Annotated in this window: 22 protein-coding genes and 1 tRNA gene; 11 read left to right on the top strand and 12 right to left on the bottom strand. The window is 41.7% G+C overall.

Annotated features, from left to right (window positions below):
- The first annotated feature begins 43 nt into the window (after positions 1-43).
- Positions 44-334, top strand: a complete 291-nt coding sequence (locus D5125_10610; GenBank protein QFY89908.1) for an RNA-binding protein — start codon at positions 44-46, stop codon at positions 332-334.
- Positions 335-378: 44 nt separating this feature from the next.
- Here the strand turns inward: D5125_10610 and D5125_10605 are convergent, their stop codons facing one another.
- Both D5125_10605 and D5125_10600 read right to left on the bottom strand, forming a co-directional pair.
- Entirely contained in the window at positions 379-561 is a 183-nt protein-coding gene (locus tag D5125_10605; GenBank protein QFY89907.1) for a hypothetical protein, read from the bottom strand.
- Positions 562-624: 63 nt separating this feature from the next.
- Positions 625-1,296 carry a Bax inhibitor-1/YccA family protein gene (locus D5125_10600; GenBank protein ID QFY89906.1) on the bottom strand — a complete coding sequence of 224 codons (672 nt, stop codon included), beginning with the start codon at positions 1,294-1,296 and terminating at the stop codon, positions 625-627.
- Positions 1,297-1,485: 189 nt separating this feature from the next.
- On the opposite strand from D5125_10600, the gene D5125_10595 reads away from it, so the two are divergent.
- Positions 1,486-1,575, top strand: a tRNA-Ser gene (locus D5125_10595).
- Between the two features lie 133 nt (positions 1,576-1,708).
- On the opposite strand, the gene ihfB is transcribed toward D5125_10595, so the two are convergent.
- The 3 genes from ihfB to radC form a co-directional block, all read right to left on the bottom strand.
- Positions 1,709-1,993 carry an integration host factor subunit beta gene (ihfB, locus tag D5125_10590; protein ID QFY89905.1) on the bottom strand — a complete coding sequence of 95 codons (285 nt, stop codon included), beginning with the start codon at positions 1,991-1,993 and terminating at the stop codon, positions 1,709-1,711.
- A gap of 397 nt (positions 1,994-2,390) precedes the next feature.
- Complete coding sequence (locus D5125_10585; protein QFY89904.1) at positions 2,391-3,245, bottom strand: DUF1738 domain-containing protein; 855 nt, start codon at positions 3,243-3,245, stop codon at positions 2,391-2,393.
- 118 nt (positions 3,246-3,363) lie between these two features.
- Positions 3,364-3,849, bottom strand: a complete 486-nt coding sequence (gene radC / locus D5125_10580; GenBank protein QFY91121.1) for a DNA repair protein RadC — start codon at positions 3,847-3,849, stop codon at positions 3,364-3,366.
- Positions 3,850-4,972: 1,123 nt separating this feature from the next.
- On the opposite strand from radC, the gene D5125_17080 reads away from it, so the two are divergent.
- The 6 genes from D5125_17080 (at position 4,973) to D5125_10560 (ending at position 7,534) form a co-directional block, all read left to right on the top strand.
- Positions 4,973-5,431 carry a hypothetical protein gene (locus D5125_17080; GenBank protein QPB72245.1) on the top strand — a complete coding sequence of 153 codons (459 nt, stop codon included), beginning with the start codon at positions 4,973-4,975 and terminating at the stop codon, positions 5,429-5,431.
- A 228-nt stretch (positions 5,432-5,659) separates the two neighbouring features.
- Positions 5,660-5,932: a hypothetical protein gene (locus D5125_10575; protein QFY89903.1), complete on the top strand. Its 273-nt coding sequence runs from the start codon at positions 5,660-5,662 to the stop codon at positions 5,930-5,932.
- 21 nt (positions 5,933-5,953) lie between these two features.
- Entirely contained in the window at positions 5,954-6,547 is a 594-nt protein-coding gene (locus D5125_17075) for a hypothetical protein (protein ID QPB72244.1), read from the top strand.
- A 5-nt stretch (positions 6,548-6,552) separates the two neighbouring features.
- Positions 6,553-6,888 (top strand): KTSC domain-containing protein, encoded by a 336-nt coding sequence (locus D5125_10570; GenBank protein ID QFY89902.1) that lies wholly within the window; start codon positions 6,553-6,555, stop codon positions 6,886-6,888.
- A 13-nt stretch (positions 6,889-6,901) separates the two neighbouring features.
- Positions 6,902-7,288: a topoisomerase DNA-binding C4 zinc finger domain-containing protein gene (locus tag D5125_10565; protein ID QFY89901.1), complete on the top strand. Its 387-nt coding sequence runs from the start codon at positions 6,902-6,904 to the stop codon at positions 7,286-7,288.
- A gap of 90 nt (positions 7,289-7,378) precedes the next feature.
- Positions 7,379-7,534 carry a YHYH domain-containing protein gene (locus D5125_10560; GenBank protein ID QFY89900.1) on the top strand — a complete coding sequence of 52 codons (156 nt, stop codon included), beginning with the start codon at positions 7,379-7,381 and terminating at the stop codon, positions 7,532-7,534.
- Between the two features lie 682 nt (positions 7,535-8,216).
- Here the strand turns inward: D5125_10560 and D5125_10555 are convergent.
- Both D5125_10555 and ssb read right to left on the bottom strand, forming a co-directional pair.
- A complete protein-coding gene (locus tag D5125_10555; protein QFY89899.1) occupies positions 8,217-8,930 on the bottom strand; it encodes an endonuclease in 714 nt (237 codons plus the stop codon).
- A 124-nt stretch (positions 8,931-9,054) separates the two neighbouring features.
- A complete protein-coding gene (ssb, locus tag D5125_10550; GenBank protein QFY89898.1) occupies positions 9,055-9,522 on the bottom strand; it encodes a single-stranded DNA-binding protein in 468 nt (155 codons plus the stop codon).
- A gap of 397 nt (positions 9,523-9,919) precedes the next feature.
- On the opposite strand from ssb, the gene D5125_10545 reads away from it, so the two are divergent.
- Entirely contained in the window at positions 9,920-10,954 is a 1,035-nt protein-coding gene (locus D5125_10545; protein ID QFY89897.2) for an AAA family ATPase, read from the top strand.
- A gap of 328 nt (positions 10,955-11,282) precedes the next feature.
- The gene (locus D5125_10540) at positions 11,283-11,825 is read left to right on the top strand and encodes a hypothetical protein (GenBank protein ID QFY89896.1); all 543 of its coding nucleotides are present in this window, start codon (positions 11,283-11,285) and stop codon (positions 11,823-11,825) included.
- 413 nt (positions 11,826-12,238) lie between these two features.
- Here D5125_10540 and D5125_17070 read toward each other — a convergent pair whose 3' ends face one another.
- From D5125_17070 to D5125_10530, 5 genes are all read right to left on the bottom strand, one after another.
- Complete coding sequence (locus D5125_17070; protein QPB72243.1) at positions 12,239-13,492, bottom strand: DEAD/DEAH box helicase family protein; 1,254 nt, start codon at positions 13,490-13,492, stop codon at positions 12,239-12,241.
- A complete protein-coding gene (locus tag D5125_17065) occupies positions 13,485-13,742 on the bottom strand; it encodes a hypothetical protein (GenBank protein ID QPB72242.1) in 258 nt (85 codons plus the stop codon). The genes D5125_17070 and D5125_17065 overlap by 8 nt, the downstream gene beginning before the upstream one ends.
- A complete protein-coding gene (locus tag D5125_10535; GenBank protein QFY91120.1) occupies positions 13,735-13,980 on the bottom strand; it encodes an AlpA family transcriptional regulator in 246 nt (81 codons plus the stop codon). Before D5125_10535 ends, D5125_17065 begins: the two co-directional genes overlap by 8 nt.
- A 234-nt stretch (positions 13,981-14,214) precedes the next feature.
- Positions 14,215-15,327 (bottom strand): hypothetical protein, encoded by a 1,113-nt coding sequence (locus D5125_17060; protein QPB72241.1) that lies wholly within the window; start codon positions 15,325-15,327, stop codon positions 14,215-14,217.
- A 22-nt stretch (positions 15,328-15,349) separates the two neighbouring features.
- Positions 15,350-16,564 carry a tyrosine-type recombinase/integrase gene (locus D5125_10530; GenBank protein QFY91119.1) on the bottom strand — a complete coding sequence of 405 codons (1,215 nt, stop codon included), beginning with the start codon at positions 16,562-16,564 and terminating at the stop codon, positions 15,350-15,352.
- A gap of 623 nt (positions 16,565-17,187) precedes the next feature.
- Between D5125_10530 and D5125_10525 the strand changes: the two genes are divergently transcribed.
- The gene (locus D5125_10525) at positions 17,188-17,430 is read left to right on the top strand and encodes a type II toxin-antitoxin system ParD family antitoxin (protein QFY89895.1); all 243 of its coding nucleotides are present in this window, start codon (positions 17,188-17,190) and stop codon (positions 17,428-17,430) included.
- The last annotated feature ends 2 nt before the right edge of the window (positions 17,431-17,432 follow it).

Below are 17,432 nucleotides of genomic sequence, written 5' to 3'. Positions count from 1 at the left end.
TTGGTTTGCCGTGATCAGTAGGAAACGCCAGGGGTCTTAAGCAATGATCAATATCTATGTGGGAAATCTACCGTACTCGGTACGGGACGATGAATTGAAGGAGATGTTCAGTGGGTACGGAGAGGTGGCCTCGGCCAAGGTGATCATGGATCGTGACACCAACCGTTCAAAGGGCTTCGGCTTTGTCGAGATGAGCGACAACAGCGCGGGCGCGTCGGCCATTGAGGCCATGAACGGGGCCGACATGGGGGGCAGGCCCTTGCGGGTCAACGAGGCGCGTCCCCGTGAAAACAGCCCTAGAGGAGGCGGCGGCGGCGGTTTCCGACGCGGCTGAAATATAAAACACAGAAAGCCCCGCAAGGGGCTTTTTTCTGTCCATCAAACCATCAGCACCAAGAGCACGACAAAGCCAATCACCAGGCCGATGGGAACCAGCACCGCCTGCCAGTCACCGCTCTCCGCCTTGGGGCCATGCTCCAGCCACTCCTTGGCACGGGGATAGAGCACCCAAAGCATCATGACCAGGGCCGCCGCCCAGGCAATCTTCATCCACAGATCCATGCTCTACCCCCATCAAACAAAAACCCCGGCAAATGCCGGGGTTACAGGTGCTATCCGCCGTACTCAGTCATCCCCGCCCATCACGCCAAGTATCTGCAGCAGGCTGATGAATATATTGAAGATGGCCAGGTAAAGGCCGTAGGTAGCGAAGATGTAGTTGGTCTCGCCACCGTTGACCATGCGGCTGGTGTCGAACAGGATAAAGCCGCTCATGAGCATGATCACCACGCCGGAAATGGCCAGGCTCAGGGCCGACATCTCCAGGAAGATATTGGCCAGGGCGGCAACCACCACCACCAACATACCGGCGAACAGAAAGCCGCCCATGAAGCTGAAATCACGCTTACTGGTCAGGGCATAGCCGGACAGGCCAAGAAAGATGATGCCGGTACCACCGAAGGCCGTGGCAACGATCTGCGGGCCATTGGGCAGGGCCAGATACTGACTGATCACCGCCCCCAGGCCAAAGCCCATCAGGCCGGTGATGAGGAAGATCACCCCCAGGCCGGAACTGGACTGGGCCGCCCGTGGCAGCACGAAGATACCCAGCACCATGGCACCTATGACCGAGGCCAGGTAGGTCCAGCTAGGCATCTGCATAACCACTGAAACGGCCGCCATGATGGCGCTGAACACCAGGGTTGCCGAGAGCAGCATGTAGGTGTTCTTGATCATCTTGTTGGTGGACAGAACGGAGGATTCAGATCGCTCCATGGGAATGTCGTAGCGGTTCATAGGTCTTGCGTCTCCAAAGGTTGGTTAGGGTCTTAAGTGGTGATTCCTGAGGTAGGATACAAGTCCCTTGCTAAAGTTCAATAGCACCCCGCGCAGCCGACGGGCCGTGCCCCGCAACCAAGGCTGGCAAACAGCACCGCATTTCAGTATCCTACCGGGCTTGACTGCAACACCACAGACAGGCCTTACGGAGGGTTGGCAGAGCGGTTGAATGCACCGGTCTTGAAAACCGGCAATGGTTAATCCCATTCCAGGGTTCGAATCCCTGACCCTCCGCCACTAACTAGGCATAATCAATTGTTTTATCTTGAAAATTTCAGAAGATAAAGCATGTCAAACCGTCAAATAAACCGTCAATCAATGTTGCTTGAATCGTAGGCTCTGGATTGACGGTTTTTCTTTGCCTGGTACTTCAAGTGATGGAATTCACCCTCTCTCGGAGTTCTTTTCCAGGCTTGAAATGCGGAGAATACTTTGCTGGCATAGCTGCAGTCTCGCCAGTTTTTGGATTTCTGGCTAATCTTGGTGCTCTGTAGTGAAGACAGAACGAACCAAAACCTCTGATTTCAATTCGATTTCCTGCTACCAGTTCCTGAACCATGTGTTCAATCATGGTTTTGATAGCAGCTGCAACATCAGAGTAGGGGAGTTGCTTCTGTCCTTCAAAGATCTTCTGGATTAGTTCTGATCTAGTCATTAGTGGTACTATTAGTGGTTAATGGCGATATTCTAAACCAAATTCGCATAAACATTAATAAAAGTATTGATGTTCAATCAGTTAAATTTTTTTCAGACGCTTTTGCAGCAGATTGACCACCAGAAAAAGGGATTTAAATACACTGGATCAAGCTAGGTGCTTAAACCAGTACCTGAGCTAATCTAGGTGAAGATCACCTGCTAAATCGCCACAGATGGGTCTATTGATGGTGTTTGGCGACCAGAATCTGTATTGGTTCGACAACTTAAGCCAATATGTCGCTAGTGTTTCTGCCAACATGGTTCAACAATTTGCAGTAAACATCAATAAATATAGTGGCTTAAATTAATTGAAAAAAGAATGCCCACCTCCGAAGAGATGGGCAGATGGGGTTGGATCAGGCCGCTATGGATTCAAGCTGCTGGAAACCCAGCAAATAATCCGCTACTGCCTGAGCCTTAGAAGCCGCAGAGCTAAAGGCTCTCATGTCCTTGTTCAGCACCTGGAGCCAATTGTTCAGGTACTTGGCATGGTCTTCCCTGGGTTCATGGGACACCTGAAGCTGGATGCCGAGAAAGGCTGAAGCCAGTTCTGCTACCAACTCCTCCATCGCATAGGCTTCATCACCAAAGCGGGACCGCATACCTTCTCTACGATCCAACCGGCTTTTATGACCTGTCCAATGGGCTAGCTCATGCAGGAGGGTACTGTAGAAGTACTCCTGATTGGTGAAAGCACCAAGGTCTGGTATCCAGATCATGTCTGTTTCCGGTGAATAGAAGGCTCTATGCCCCTTTTCGTGGATTATGGCTCCTGTGGATTGAATGAAGGTATCCACCTGAGCATTACGCTCTTTCTGAGCCAGGGGTATAGCTGGAGCAGCTTCTACCCCTTCTACCTGATCCACATTGAACAGATAGAAGTGGTTGAGTACCGGGATAGGCTTCAGTTCACCGTCCTTGTCGATCAGGGTACGTTTGAAGAAGACGCAAAGAGTGCCTTGCTCTCCTTTCTTAACCGAGCCACCTTTCATGCGCCACTGCTTGAAGGTTGCCCATTGTGGGTAGCTGTAGCCCTTCTGATGTGCCTTTAGGCCAAGCAGTAGGGTATTGATCCCTCGGTAGGTATCCCCTGTTAGGCAATTAAAGGGTGCTCCAGTGCCTGTCCAGGGTCGAGTCCAATCGGTACCCTGCTGCTCCATCAGGGCAAGGATTTGAGCGGTGATCTTCTGGTAAATGTCTGTGCTGTTCATCTTGGTTCTCCAGAAACGACAAAACCGAGCAATGCCCGGTTCTGTCACGGTTGAAATGAAATAGAAATTAACGGTTTATCAAGATCGATAGCCGATGGGTGAAGGTGGAGGCTGGTTGTTAGAGCAAGCCATATTCAGCAAAGCTGTACAGGTCGCCATGCCCCACTATGAAATGATCCAGGGTACGGACATCAATCAAAGCCAGGGCATTCTTGATGCGTTGCGTGATCTGACGGTCAGCACCACTGGGTTCAGCCACACCACTGGGATGGTTGTGGGCCAAGATGACTGCAGCGGCATTGAGTTGCAGAGCCACCTTGACCACTTCTCTCGGGTGGACGCTGGCTCCATCAATGGTGCCGAAGAACAACTCCCGGTACTCAATCAAGCGGTTACGGTTATCGAGAAACAGGCAAGCGAATACCTCTCGCTCCTGATGGACTAGCTGCAACTCCAGGAACTGACGTACCTTGTCTGGATCGGTGAATGCCTCACCAGGAAGCCGCAGACTTTGAACCAGTAACTGACGAGCATGGTTAATGATCTCGTCCACCGTGACAAAGCCATCAACACTGTAGTGGTGGTCGGATTCACGAATAAACATGGCGCACACCATTTAAGATTCGGATTTGGTAACTGTTCATTTTGGTTCTCCAATAGGCGAGTACTCCTGACGGAATATCAAGAGTTTCAATCAGTTGATGGGATAGATCAGGTAGATAACCCCTACAGATGGGAGTGCTTAAAAGCGGAGTGGGGCTTTAATCCCATTCACCAAGAGGAGACAGCCGAGAACAGCAGAGCCAAACAAAGTGTATTACTAGGTCAATAAATTGAGTTGTTCCTGCATAGAAAACTTTTGGGTGTTGTAGGCCTAGGCCTACAGCCGTGTAAGCCTAGGCCTATTCCACAAAGCAGAAACCAAGGCGATAATCGGGGTGCAGGCTGATCAACTGGTGTAGGGCTTAAGCGTTAGCCATCTTGAAGGCCTTAGTCATACCTGGGAGCCAATATCAAAAACAATCCATCACCCTGATTTTACATAATCTAGATTCTGCGGCTGGGGACAGCGGACAGATTCATCTGCGCAGAATCCCAGATTATGTACAGTCAGGGTGATACAACCGCGAACCAAGGGGAGCGAAGGGTGTTCACGCTGTTCCTCAAGAACAGGGTGAAGAGAAAAGCCTTTTAGCCCAGTAGGGAACTGGGTTAAAACACCTCATGGGGAAGGTTGATGTAAGGGCATGAAGCCGAAGGCAAATGACCGTCATGAACCTGACCCTAGGGCCTAGCAGAACCAAAAGAGATTGCTACTCTGATGCAGTTAGTGTGTCACCTACTCAATGCCAAACTCAGGGAAGAGTTTGCATGGTGTGACAGATAGGCCAGGAAGGCCTGATATACAACACCGTGGAGTGTTCCAATGGCTAGGGTATGCCTACCTATAGGTTAAGTTGGTTCATGGCTCTGAGTGCTAGTTATCACCCCTTCCTGCCTGGTTTGTAGAAGGGAATAGAGACTAGATGGGATAGGGTTTAGATGGAGAGTAAGAAAAGACACCTTAGGGTGTTATCAGGGGGGGGGATGTTTCTCCGAAGGGGAAACGACCAGTTAGTACTGAAATCATAGGTAGTTGATGATTTATGCAAACCCTTCTGAACAGAATATTAATCAATTCAAGAGCGAATCGTTAAGCGATGAATAAGAGTAAATTGGGGACAATCATGAAGATCATAAGCATAATCTTGATGTTAATTTTTATTAGTGGATGTGCAACATTTAATCCTGCAGATAGAGGGATAGTCTTTGTTAATGATAAACCATACAAAGTTCCATATAATTCCAGATATTGGTATGTTGATTCAGAAGTTAAAAAAAATTTAAAGCGCATGGGAATATCTTGCAAGATAGGTCAAGTATCCTGGGTTAATAGTAAATATGCAAATGCAAATGTAAGTGAAAAAGAACGCGATGCAATTATAAAGTCTGGAAACATTGGTTGTAGCAGTGTCGTGTCTAAGGAAGAAATGAATTATCACATAGAATCCCAAAAGGTACAGGCAATGCAACAACAAGCCGCAGCCGCACAAAGCCAAGCAATATCGAGTGCAGTTCAAGCTTATAAACCAAGATACACGCAATGCTTTAGAACAGGAAGTTTCGTTTCATGCAACACATTTTAAACGTTAGCGCCTGAGTTAACCCCATTCCCCAATTTCTTCTGACTTCGGCATCACCCAAGGCATCAGATCATCAAAGGGCCTATCTTCATTTAAGTACCGCGACAGCAGAGTGGAAGCACTTTAATGCATTAATAATATTGATTCACCTTATGCCCACAAAGAAAAATTCAATAGCAAAGGATAGAAAATGCGTTACATTGTGTAGCATCTGCAATCGAGTTCTCCCTTATGCCACCAAAGAAGACAGCCACTCTTAATCTACGCATTGAACCAGGTATTAAAGATGCAGTTCAGCAAGCAGCATTACTGGATAACAGAAGTGTTGCCAATCTTGTTGAATTTACGTCCACTGGTTCTGTAGTCGCCTCTACTTTGAAAGGAGCAGTAAAGACCTGGAGTTCAATTGATACAGCTGCAAAATGGATTAGATCATTGGGTATTGGAACAGCACAGATCAATATAGCTAACTGGATGCCAGGACAAAAATCTCTTTCATTATAAATATATAGAAATCGATTTAATATGGAAACTGTAAAATTCATCCAAGATTCAGATAATAAATATTCATGTACCGGCTGTGGAGAATCTGTAACAAATGCGGATAAGAGCTGGGATGTTGTCTTCTATAATAAATTTTGTCCATTTTGTAAATCAGATGTATCAGAAATTATTTCTTTGGCAATTGAAGAAAAGGCAGCACCATTAACTACGAAAGAGGGACATGATAATAGTTCACAAAATATTAATATTAATAGAGATATTGAAGATAATGGTCAGATTAGACTTATATCAAAAAAAGACAAGATTGCTTTAAGTTTAAGTTTTTGGTGGGTATGTTTTCTAGGTTTTATAGTAGTTGATAGTATCGGTCGTGGAAATACAAATAATATGATTTCAGGTAGTGTTGCTGCAATGCTTCCATTAGGTGTGTATTGGAATTTCCGCATACTAAGAAATAATATTAGCTTTGATTACACAAGATTATTTCCAATTGCTCTTCTAATATTTTCTATGATATTAATTGGCACGGCAATAGGAACAGTCTCAGATCAACTTGATGATGTTTCAGATGCCTTAAGATATATATCATCAAGCATAGACAATAGTACAAGGTGAAGAATATGAGACAATTAGCTATAATAATTACATTTTTTTTGCTTATTAGCCAAGCTTCAGCAGAAATTATTTACGTCAAATACAGATCAACACCAGTAGATACCAGTAAAGGTAATTTTGTCTGTCCTTCTCTTAAACGAAGCTCTTTTGTCAATCGAATCTGCTACGACACAAGTAACCAATATCTATTGGTTCAGCTTAATTCGACCTACTACCACTACTGTAGGATGCCTGAGTCTGTAGTCTCTAGTTGGATATCTTCTAATTCATTAGGAAGATTCTACAGGAATAAAGTTAAAGGTAATTACTCATGTAAGTACAGTGGTGTGCCAAATTACTAAATTCGGAGCATATTTGGTGAAGAAGGCAGTCAATTTAATTGTTAATAATTTTTTATTCTTACTGGTGGCTTGGTCGGTAATTCTGATTGCTAATCAAATTTTTATTTTTAATGCATGCTTTAAACCATACTGTATAGCCGCTGCTTTGCCACATACTTTCGTTTTAGCTCTAATATTAACATTTATTGTTAAATCAAGTGAAGATTCGAATGCATCGACCAATGAGAGATTGGCTCAAAATTCGCTGTCAAATAGTGAAGCCGTAAACACTCCAATCTGTCCTAATTGTGGAGACACAATGATACTGAAAACTGCTAGGCATGGAATTTATGCAGGACAGAGGTTTTGGGGCTGTCAAAATTACCCAAGGTGTAATGGCATTATTAATATAAGGCAATAGCACTATCAATCAGTAATCAGGAGGTGATTATAGGATAATGTTGAAGAGTTATTTAGAATCTGATTTCTTTAAATTAACGGAGATAAATCAATGAAAAATATGTTATTTGCTTTTACTTTCATTTTAATGTCAATGATCGGGACTGCTTTAGCTGGTCACCCAAATACAGAGATGGGGCATTCTGGTGGAACTGATTCTAAAGGCTGCCATTATGACCATAAAAATGGCGGTTACCATTGCCACTAGATTAGCCGACTAAATAGCCACTGACTTGTAGTTAGTGGTTATTCATGTCTTAATTTTAAATTCTTCTGGGAGTATGTGATATGGTTTTCAAGATATTTAAAGCAACTCTGGTGTTTTTTGCTTTTCTGTCAATTAGTGGTAGTGCTTTATCAGAGACCTATGTAAAAGGATATACAAAATCAGATGGAACGTATGTACAACCACACTACAGATCTTCTCCTAATAGTTCTTATAATGATAACTGGAGCGTTAGAGGTAATCAGAATCCTTATACTGGAAGCTATGGAACAAAGCCTCAAACATGGAATGACAAAACGCCAAGTTACAATATGAATAGTTATGGTTACCCTAACTATAAGTAGTCACCGACTGGAGTTATGAAATGAAAATAATGTTGAAAATTACTATATTGGTATCCATTTGCATAACATGGTTCTCTGCATCTCTTGGTGCGCACCCAGGAAGAACAGCAGCGGATGGCTGTCATTACTGCAGAACAAATTGCGAAAAATGGGGTGTTGAACAAGATGCCCGGCATTGCCATAATGGTAATAGACCTGATCAAGGCATACAAATGACGCCCATCAATTATAGCAATAATGACGATAATATAGCACCCCAAAAGTCTCCTTATACTAGGTAACATAATAGTCCATATTCATACAGCCACCCTGATAGCTAATCAGGGTGGATCGATAAATGGATTACTGTTGCCTTGTATGCTTGCTATTTTAGCATTTCTAAGTCGCTCAATATCATCTACAGGATCTTGGTTGTTCCAAACCTTTAATAATTGTTCTTGTTGCTTAGATAATCGAAGATTGTATTTATCAGACATATAAAAATAGATTCTGGCAATATCGCCTCTGATTTCTGGCCTTGGCTCAGCGACTCTATTTTTGAAATCAACTTCAAAGTCACATTCTCCATAAATTCTTGGTTCTCCTTCAATCATGCCGAAACGATAATTTGATCTGTCAGCGTTAAGCTCTCCTATAGCAGGATATAAGTTATGCATATCTCCTTCCATAGCTCTAAAATCTTTGTCTTTACGGCAATTTTTTCTTCCACCGTCTTTCCAGCACTGTAATTGATTTCCGAACCAATATGCAGGAAATACATGCTCCCATTCTATTCTAGTAGCGCGCTGGTTAATGGATCCATTTTTTGTATGACTCTTTCTTGGCTTATAACCACATATTGTCCTAATAGGTACCCCTAGCTTTTCTTGCCACTGAATATCACAATTACAATAAAAAGTTTTTAGGCCTGTATTTTTATACAGACCAGTCAATTTTACTTTTGCTTGTGAAAAACTTAGTTCAGTTGAGAATGATTGATTCGTAAAACTGTACAGTGATAGAACAAGTAGGCTCTGAATAATCTTTGTCTTCATATTTAATCCACGAAACCAAATTTAATATTTAATAAATACATAAATGACGTATTGACTAATGGGTCTGCCGGTTATAAAAAAACCACATAGACCATGCCAACCTTTTCTTATTTGAACTAAATCATTAAAAGGGAATATCATCAATTGGTTCTGATCTAGAGAAATCAAGATCATCAATACTAGTAGTACCTTGATAGCCTTCTTCGATCCCTAGAACTCCACCAGGTCTATTAGGTGAGTATTGATCTGTTGGTTTTTTATCCAGCATTTCTAATCGTTCTGCTACTACTTCTGTGGTGTACCTGTCTTGTCCATTTTGATCTTGCCATTTATTGGTTTGTACTTTTCCTTCAATAAACACCTTTGAACCCTTAGTAAGATACTGGCTTGCTACTTCTCCTAGCCTTCCGAATAGAACTACTCTGTGCCATTCTGTTCTGTCTTGGTTCTCTCCTGTGTTTCGATCTTTCCAGCTTTCTGTGGTTGCTATACGGATATTAGTTACATTGGTTCCATTTGCAGAGCTCCTGGTCTCTGGCTCTGCACCTAGATTGCCAATGAGAATTACTTTATTGATTGATCCTTTAGACATGATTTCTCCTGAGTAAGATTTGGAAGTTGAATTTGTCATTGTACTAAAGTTACTAATCGTGAATAAACTTTTCGTATTAAGCTGAACCGTTAACGGTTGCAAAGCTATAAAGAAGGAATAGGAATCTGAATCTGCGCCGTTCGGCGCCTGTGTGGGTGTAGTTGATGCTTGAGATTGAGTTCAAGTAGAGTATTCTTTCAGGGAGTCAACCTGTCTCTCTTGCTTTAGGTTGGCTAACCCGCTTAGCTCTTCTAGAGCAAATAACGCTTATAATTTGTTTAGGTAGAAATTGGTTTTGTGGATTGATTATCTTTAAAACCACAAAACCCATATTTAAATAGGCTCTACTAATAGTATGATTAAACCACTAAACCTAACGAACAAGGATATAGCTCAAATGAGTAAGTCTAAAGATCATTATTTCCTATACAGTGATGAATTTTTGGACAATGAAGAAGCTGAATACCGAATTGAGGACTGGTTACCTAAAGATGGTGTAAGTGTTCTATATGCACCTAAAGATCACTTTAAGAGCTTTCTCGCAATAGACTGGGCTCTTTGTATTGCTACTGGTATTCCCTGGAAAGGTTTTGAAGTAGAGCAAGGTGCAGTGCTCTATATTGCTGGTGAAGGGAATTATGGGTTAAGGAAAAGAGTTAGAGCATGGGCTCTATACAATAAGCAGGAACTAGATAAGATCCCTATTGCTATTAGTAAGAACGCTATTAGTATCCTTAAAGAATCAGTAGTTGAAGAATGGCTTGAGCATGTTGACTTTGCAGTAGAAAGATTCAAGCAGCCATTAGGACTAATCGTTATTGATACATTGGCTTCCTCTATGGGTGCAGGCGATGAGAATAGTCCTACAGATATGGCTGAATTTCTGAATGTACTTAAGACTAAATTTAAAGCTAGATATGACTGCACAGTGTTAGTGGTTCATCATACAGGAAAAGATCGTACTAAAGGTGCTAGGGGTGGTTCTTCAATAGAAGGTAATGCAGAGTGCGTATATGAGATTTCTAGAGTTAAACATACTAAGGATGAATTAGAAGAAAATGATGAAGAACCATCTAAGAAAACCATAAGGCTTTCATGTAAGCATATTAAGGATGCAGAACCCCCAAAACCAATAGAGCTTAAATCAGTAGTACAAGAATTAGGCTATACGAATAAATACGGTAAGCAGGTTACTTCTCTAGTGCTAGAGTTGACTTTTAGCATAATAGAGTTAAAGGTACTAGAGTTGACTAGAGCTAATATGAGTCAGCGAGATATAGCTAAACATATTAGTAATGATACTAAGACTTATACTCAAACTCAGATTAAGCGAATACAAGATAAATTCAGAGAGAAGGGGTTGTTGGAGCCAGACAAGCCAGGCAGAAAGAAAAAAAATGAAGAGAATCAAGAGGAACCAATAGTCTTATAGTACGCGAGAAGATTGAACACAAAAAATAGTCTCTTTAAGAGTAGGAAAATTTGTGTTCATTTCAAGTGGTAGGGTTTAGGCAGTACCTAGTAGTAATTGTTCAAATTTTGAACAATTAGAGTTTAGTTTTTTAAGAGTAGTAAATATCAGTAGAAGTTTAGGCAAGATTTAGGTTTAGCTTGCTTTGAAGAAAGGAACCAATCAATTTAATGCGAATAGCGAAGGTAGCATCAAGCGAAGTGCCAACGGAGCGCAGATGCGGACTGTAGCTATGAGCATTTAAGTTTTAAGTGCCAAGTATTTTTTTGGCTGATTAAAGGATGGGGTTATGTTTTTTTTCGATAAACTTAAAAAAACTACAGTTAATAATCGCCTTGTTGAAGAAACTCAATACGAGGAGGTAATGAATGAAATTAGACTAGGGTTTATCCGTGACGGTTTATGGGCTAAAGCCCTAGCTGAATCTTCTGGAAACGAAAATAAAGCAATGGGTCTTTACATTAAATATCGTGTGCAATCTATGAAGGATGAGTTGGAGATAAAAGATCAATTATTAAAAAAAATGAAAGCAGAGATAGAGGAAGAAAAGAGGAAAAAATCTAAGGAGAAAGAAAGGCAACAAATAGAGAATGACCGTAACTTAAAAGAACGAAGAAAAATACTGCTCGACTACGAAGAGTTTAAAACATTTGGTGACTTAGAAGATTTGGCTAACACTTATGGTTACTCTAAGGCGAAGTTTATCTTGGCATCAATTTTCTACGAAGGAAAATTAGTAAAGAAGGATGATGATGCTGCAAAGTACTGGCTCAAATGTGCCGCAAATGAAGAATATGAGCCTGCTAAGAAGGCATTAGATGACTGGTGGTGATTCAATTCAACTTGATTATTCTTAAAATTCGATCTGCCCTTTGCATTCTCTAATTTTGTATATGCTCTAAAATTACGAATCTAATTTTATCTATTAGTATCGTCTAAATAGAGCCAAGCACCTGGTTTCCGCACTGCGTCATCTTCTCTCGGCTTTCAATAATTCTAAGTGCTCGGTCGCATTGAAATGCTCCCTGCGCTTTAGAATTATTTCAGCCTCGCTATGATTCCTTGTACTACAACCAGTGTGCTTGGATCTATAGGCTTTAGTTTATATGGTTTAAAGAGTTCTTATTTTAGTCTGGTTTTATTCTTCACGGACAACACCTAATTTTGTATTTTATTACAATAAGTTACGTGATCTGTTATCCAGAATTTTTGGATAATTCAGTTCTTTCTAGCCTTTAGGGTGTCTCAGGACTCAAGATATTCCTTCAATATTTTCTCATTGTGATCATCAGCAATAAACACATAAATCGGATATCCATCACGAATTGCTGTTCTGTAGATCAATTGCACTAATTCGCTAAGAGTGTGCCTGTTTTGCGCTTCTTTAGTGGTCATGCCAAGAAATTTGGCTAGAGAAGGGTTCATGTTCTCTGTTCCTAATATGAAAATTATGTCCTTCTCCTTGTATTTATTGGTTCCTCTTGTTATTAGACTTGTCCAGGTTGCTTTGCCTAATCTGGACAATGAGCTAAGAGAGGTTTTATTGGTTACGTTGCTTTTTGGATTTTTCTCTTTACCATGCCAAGCATCTTTATGTGATGCCACTAAGACCCGATCAGTAGTAACTGTAGGATCAAATTTTCTCAATGCATTCCACTCGTTTTTCGCCCAGTTTCCTACATTTCTTCTACTTGGTGAGTCTTTAGATGTCATTGCTGTGTACCCAGTTTTTGAATTTGAATTGTTCATTCGATAGATTATGTTCTGGTTCATTTGGATCTTAAATTGCTGATGCTCTATATGGTCTTTAAGTATTGTGTAATCAAAGCCACGTTTCATCATCCAATGGTGCAACTGAGTTCCTTCAAATAGAAAGGTCAGGATTGTTAAGCTTTTTGGTTTTGTGAAGAAAGCATCTGGTAATGGTATTACACAATAAATGCCTTCAACATAGTAAACCTCCCTGTTTTCAACTGTATTCATAAATGCCTTAATGTGAAGATCATCCCCAGATTCAAAGTCATCCTTTTCGATCATCCAGTTTTCTGTGGTTGAAATCAAATTAGTCTGCATATCAATTGATATGTATTTCTTGTGGTGTATCAGGTTTTTGAATAATCCCTTTCCGAATTTCACAGGCACTTGTTTTGCTGTAGTTGGCACTTCATCAATCACTACATGATATGAAGGAAGAAGGTGCTCAAATTTTCTGATCTGGTCGTATAGTGAATGAGTAGTAACTATATTTTTTCCCATTTGAAGTAATCTTATTATTGATTCCGATTTGCTACCACCTTTATCACTTGGTTCTTGTACCCAGTCACCAAGTTCTGCTTTGTATCTTTCTATTTCACTCAGTTCTGGTACTACAAATATAAATTGCTCTCTTGAGGAAATCCTAATCAATTGCTTCGCTTCACTATGTAACCCTGATGTTTTACCAAATCCGCAAGGTTTGTCGATGATCCGTATTGCTGTCTGATTGATTTGGTTATTCATCTGGATTTCCCCTTTTCTTCTCTGTAACTGGTCTTATAGGGAAGAGTGGGCAACTCCAGCTGGTGCAATCCTGTACCTGTTTTCTCCAGGTTCCTTCTGAGAAGGGGTCATAGATGCACTCAATACATTTAGCGTTAATTGTGCCTCTTAATCCTGGCTTGCTGGCCTGATGGTTCATTAATTTGAGGCGTTTTTGTTCTGCTTTCTTGTATTGCTTTGTGGCCTGGCTCATTGATGATTTCTTATCCATTGCTGTCACCAATGGCACAATCTCTTGCTTGTACGCGCTGATCAATCCAAGCTAATACTTCTGATTCAAGCCAGGCTACTGATGATCCACCTGGGACTAATGGAACTGGTTTAGGGAAAAGGCCTTGATTACATAGGTGGTATATGTATGACTTAGATATTCCTGTTAAATCTGACACTCTGCCTATCCGTAGCAGTCTATAAGTTGATCCATATTTCTCATTTTGTTTGTAGATCATCATTTTGAATTCTCCATCTGTTAATTAGGTTATTGCTCTGAGGGAAACGATTTAGTCGTTTTCCTCTATTAGCGTGTAGCCTCAGATGGTTTCATGGAAAAAATCACTTTTAATTCAAAAGGATATTTCCTGGTGAAATGCTTATTGTGAGGGGGTTTGAGGGAGTTTGAGGGTGAGGTGAAGGCTATGGATGGGTAAGATAATTGCTTGACTTATGGTGGTGATTGATAATGCTCAATTTCTTTCAAATTGAACTTGTTGGTCGTAAAATTCTATAAGCTCCTCTGCACTAAGCTCATCAATGCGCTTGCTTTTATAATATCGGCTAGGGCCAAACTCAACTAGTTCACTAGGATCTGTCGTTTCTTGAGAAGTAATAGATTTTGAATCGGTACGATCATCTGCTGATGAATGTTTAGTCTGTTTCTTTGCGTGGGTATCTTTAATGAAATTATATTCAAATCTTGGTCTGTGTGTTGAAGTATGAAATGGTTGGTCTTTTGTATTGAAGGCTTTTTTTAGGTTACTAGATAGCCTATCAAAAGCAGATTTTTCTCCTTTTCTTCTTTTGTTGGGGTTGTATTCTTCATTAATTATTTTAAAAAATAATTTGCCTTGACTGTTTGGGGTGATTCCGTTTTTTGTAGTTAAGCCTAATGCTGAGTACGGTACACTTTCCTGTTTCCCCATTCCTTTGATGTGTAATATTTTGTTTTCTACGTCAATTAGAATTTTTATATCACTAAACGACAAGTTTTTCATTCCACAAAATACTTTTAGACCATTGATTTTTGGGGTCTGTGATTGTTCTTGATTTATTTGATCGGTAATCTCTCCTGGGTTCTGGTTAAAAGTTGCTAAAGGACTCATCTGTGAAATATTATTGCTTTTCAGCTTCATTGTATTCTTGAAAGCGCATATCTCTTCTGGAAGAAGATAAAAGCATTGGGTGGGTAATTGTACTGGCTCTAGCCACATATCTGTGTAATCAAGAGGAAAACACTCTTCATCATTAACAAGGAACGAATTTACTGTTATTTCTTTGCAATCTGATGTAGTGCAATAGCCTGATAGCAGTCTCTTTATGATTCCATAATTATAAGTTTCTGATTTTCCATCAGTCATGGTTCGTAAGTAATTGCCATCTTCATCAAATTTGTCTTCAAGTTGGTCAGTGTTGTTACGTCTACTTCCACTAATTGGTTCAATAAAGTAGATTGGCAACTGAAAGTCATTGGCATATCTTAATAATAAATTTATGGCCAATTCATCTGTCATTCCTACTAAGTTAAGCTCTTTGCAGGCAATGAGTAGGGGGACTGTATTTGGAAGGATTATTGATGGCATCTGAGGCCTTCTAGGCTTGTCTCTAAGCTTGTTTTAACTCATCTAGGTAGTCTGCCCATTCCTGAAGCATCTTTCGCCTCTCAGGCATCAGCTGAGCTTTGTTGTAGGTAGCCCTGATTCTGTCCTTACTGAGATGAGCAAGCTGTAATTCAATGGCATCAGCAGAGTAACCCATTTCATTGAGCATGGTGCTAGCAGTGTGTCTAAAGCCGTGAGAGGTCATGTAGCCTGTTCCGAAGGGTTCCCCTGTCTCTGGGTTGATAAAGCGTCTCAGAGCCTGTGTAGTAGTGTTCTCGCTTAAAGGTTTTCCGTCTCTGCTATGGCCACTAACGAAAACAAACTCGCAGTCTCCTGTGAGGGGTTTCAAGTCTTCCAGAATCTGAATGGCTTGATGGGGTAGGGGAACCTTGTGCTCCTTATGCGCCTTCATTTCTTCGGCAGGTATGGTGAGCATCTGTTCATCAAAATCAATCTGGCTCCAGCGCATAAAGCGGATGTTCTTGGGTCTGAGGAAAACCAAGGGCATTAATTTTAATGCTTGTGTCACCACTGGATCTTGGCGATTTGATGGGTTCTCAATCTGCAGAAGCAAATTCTTGAGTGCATCTGCAGAGGTTACATGGCCGAAGTTTTCCTTCTTCTTGTGGTCTGGTTTCGGTAGCAGTTCAGCTAAACCCTGTGCTGGGTTGTTTTCAATGATGCCAAAAATCAATAGTTCGTTGAAGACTCTGCGCATTACGCCTGCCATTCGGATTGCTGTTTCCTTAGAGCCTCTATCAGACATAAGCAGGCAGATTTGGTATAGGTCTCGGGTACTAAACTCCGTAACGGGTTTCTCGTCTAGGTAGGGATAAATGTTCTTTTCTAGGCGTTGTACCAGGTCTGTCAATGTTGAATCGACTAAATTCTGCTTAGCAATCCATTCCTTGGCATAATCGCTGAAGGATTTTTCCTGCTGGTTTTGCTGCACTTCCTTTTTCTTTCTGATCGCTAAGGGTTTTCTACCTTGTTCAACGTGAGACCGCGCTTCACGATGGTATTCCCTGGCTTCCTTCAAGGAGATTTCTGGGTACTTGCCGATGGTGAAGGTTTCGCGTCCTCCATTTAAGCGGTAGTCGTACTTCCACCCACGGTATCCAGTTGGTTTAACCAGCAGATGAAGACCGCCACCGTCAAAGAGCTTGTAAATCTTCTCTTTGGGCTTTGCGTTAGCTACTTGGGTATTGGTGAGAGCCATGTCGAAGTCCTTGTTAATCGTTTGGCGGATGGTTCTGTAGCGAACCGTCAAGTGAACCGTCAAATCTTTTTGCTAGTATAGCAGGCTCTGGACTGTATTGGACACCAACTGATTGAATTAGATTAATAAAATTATTTATTAAGACTGAAAAGTAGGCTCTGGATGAGTGTGTGGCGTTCTGACCCTCCGCCACCTAGAATTTTGATTTCAAAGGAATTACGGTAACACCTTACCCATTACACTAATTTTATGCTGCTGATCCTCCTTCCTTGGAGACGAAGGGCGACCGCGCTTGCCCGGTCTCAACAGGCACCCTGGCCTCTTTTCAAGTTCCTCTAACGCTTGACCCCTTATCAGCGGACGGCCCCTGCCCCCTTCGTCAAAGCCGCTTTTCTCGTTCCCACGCGGCGCGTGAGAACGAGAAAAATATTGACTCGCCAACGCAGTCATTGAGTCCCGACCATCCTGTGTCCGTTACGCTTCCGTACCGCAAATCGCCGCTTCGCTGTCTGCGCAGCAGATTCCAATCCAAAGCGCCGCATCCTGGCCCTTAACTCCTAGCCGCGCATAGTTGGCAAAATTTGCTAAAATATTGCCATGATTGATTGGAGAGGAAATTTTTGATGGCCACTATGAATGTGTCGCTTCCCGACGAAATGCGCACCTGGGTTGCGAATCAAGCGGAATCCGGGAGATACAGCAATATCAGTGATTATGTGCGCGACCTGATTCGCAAAGATCAAGATAAGGAACGTAAAATCAAGCAGATGCAGGCATTGATTACAGAGGGACTCTCCAGTGGAGAGGGTAGTCGATCCATGAGTGCGCTACTTGAAGAAGCCCGCGCCAAGTACAACGATATCTGATC

Origin of the sequence: gamma proteobacterium SS-5 (assembly GCA_009497875.2) — a bacterium.
Lineage (GTDB): Bacteria > Pseudomonadota > Gammaproteobacteria > Chromatiales > Chromatiaceae > Magnetovirga > Magnetovirga frankeli.
The sequence above is the reverse complement of the archived record's forward strand: the minus strand, read 5'-3'. Positions and strand labels throughout refer to the sequence as shown.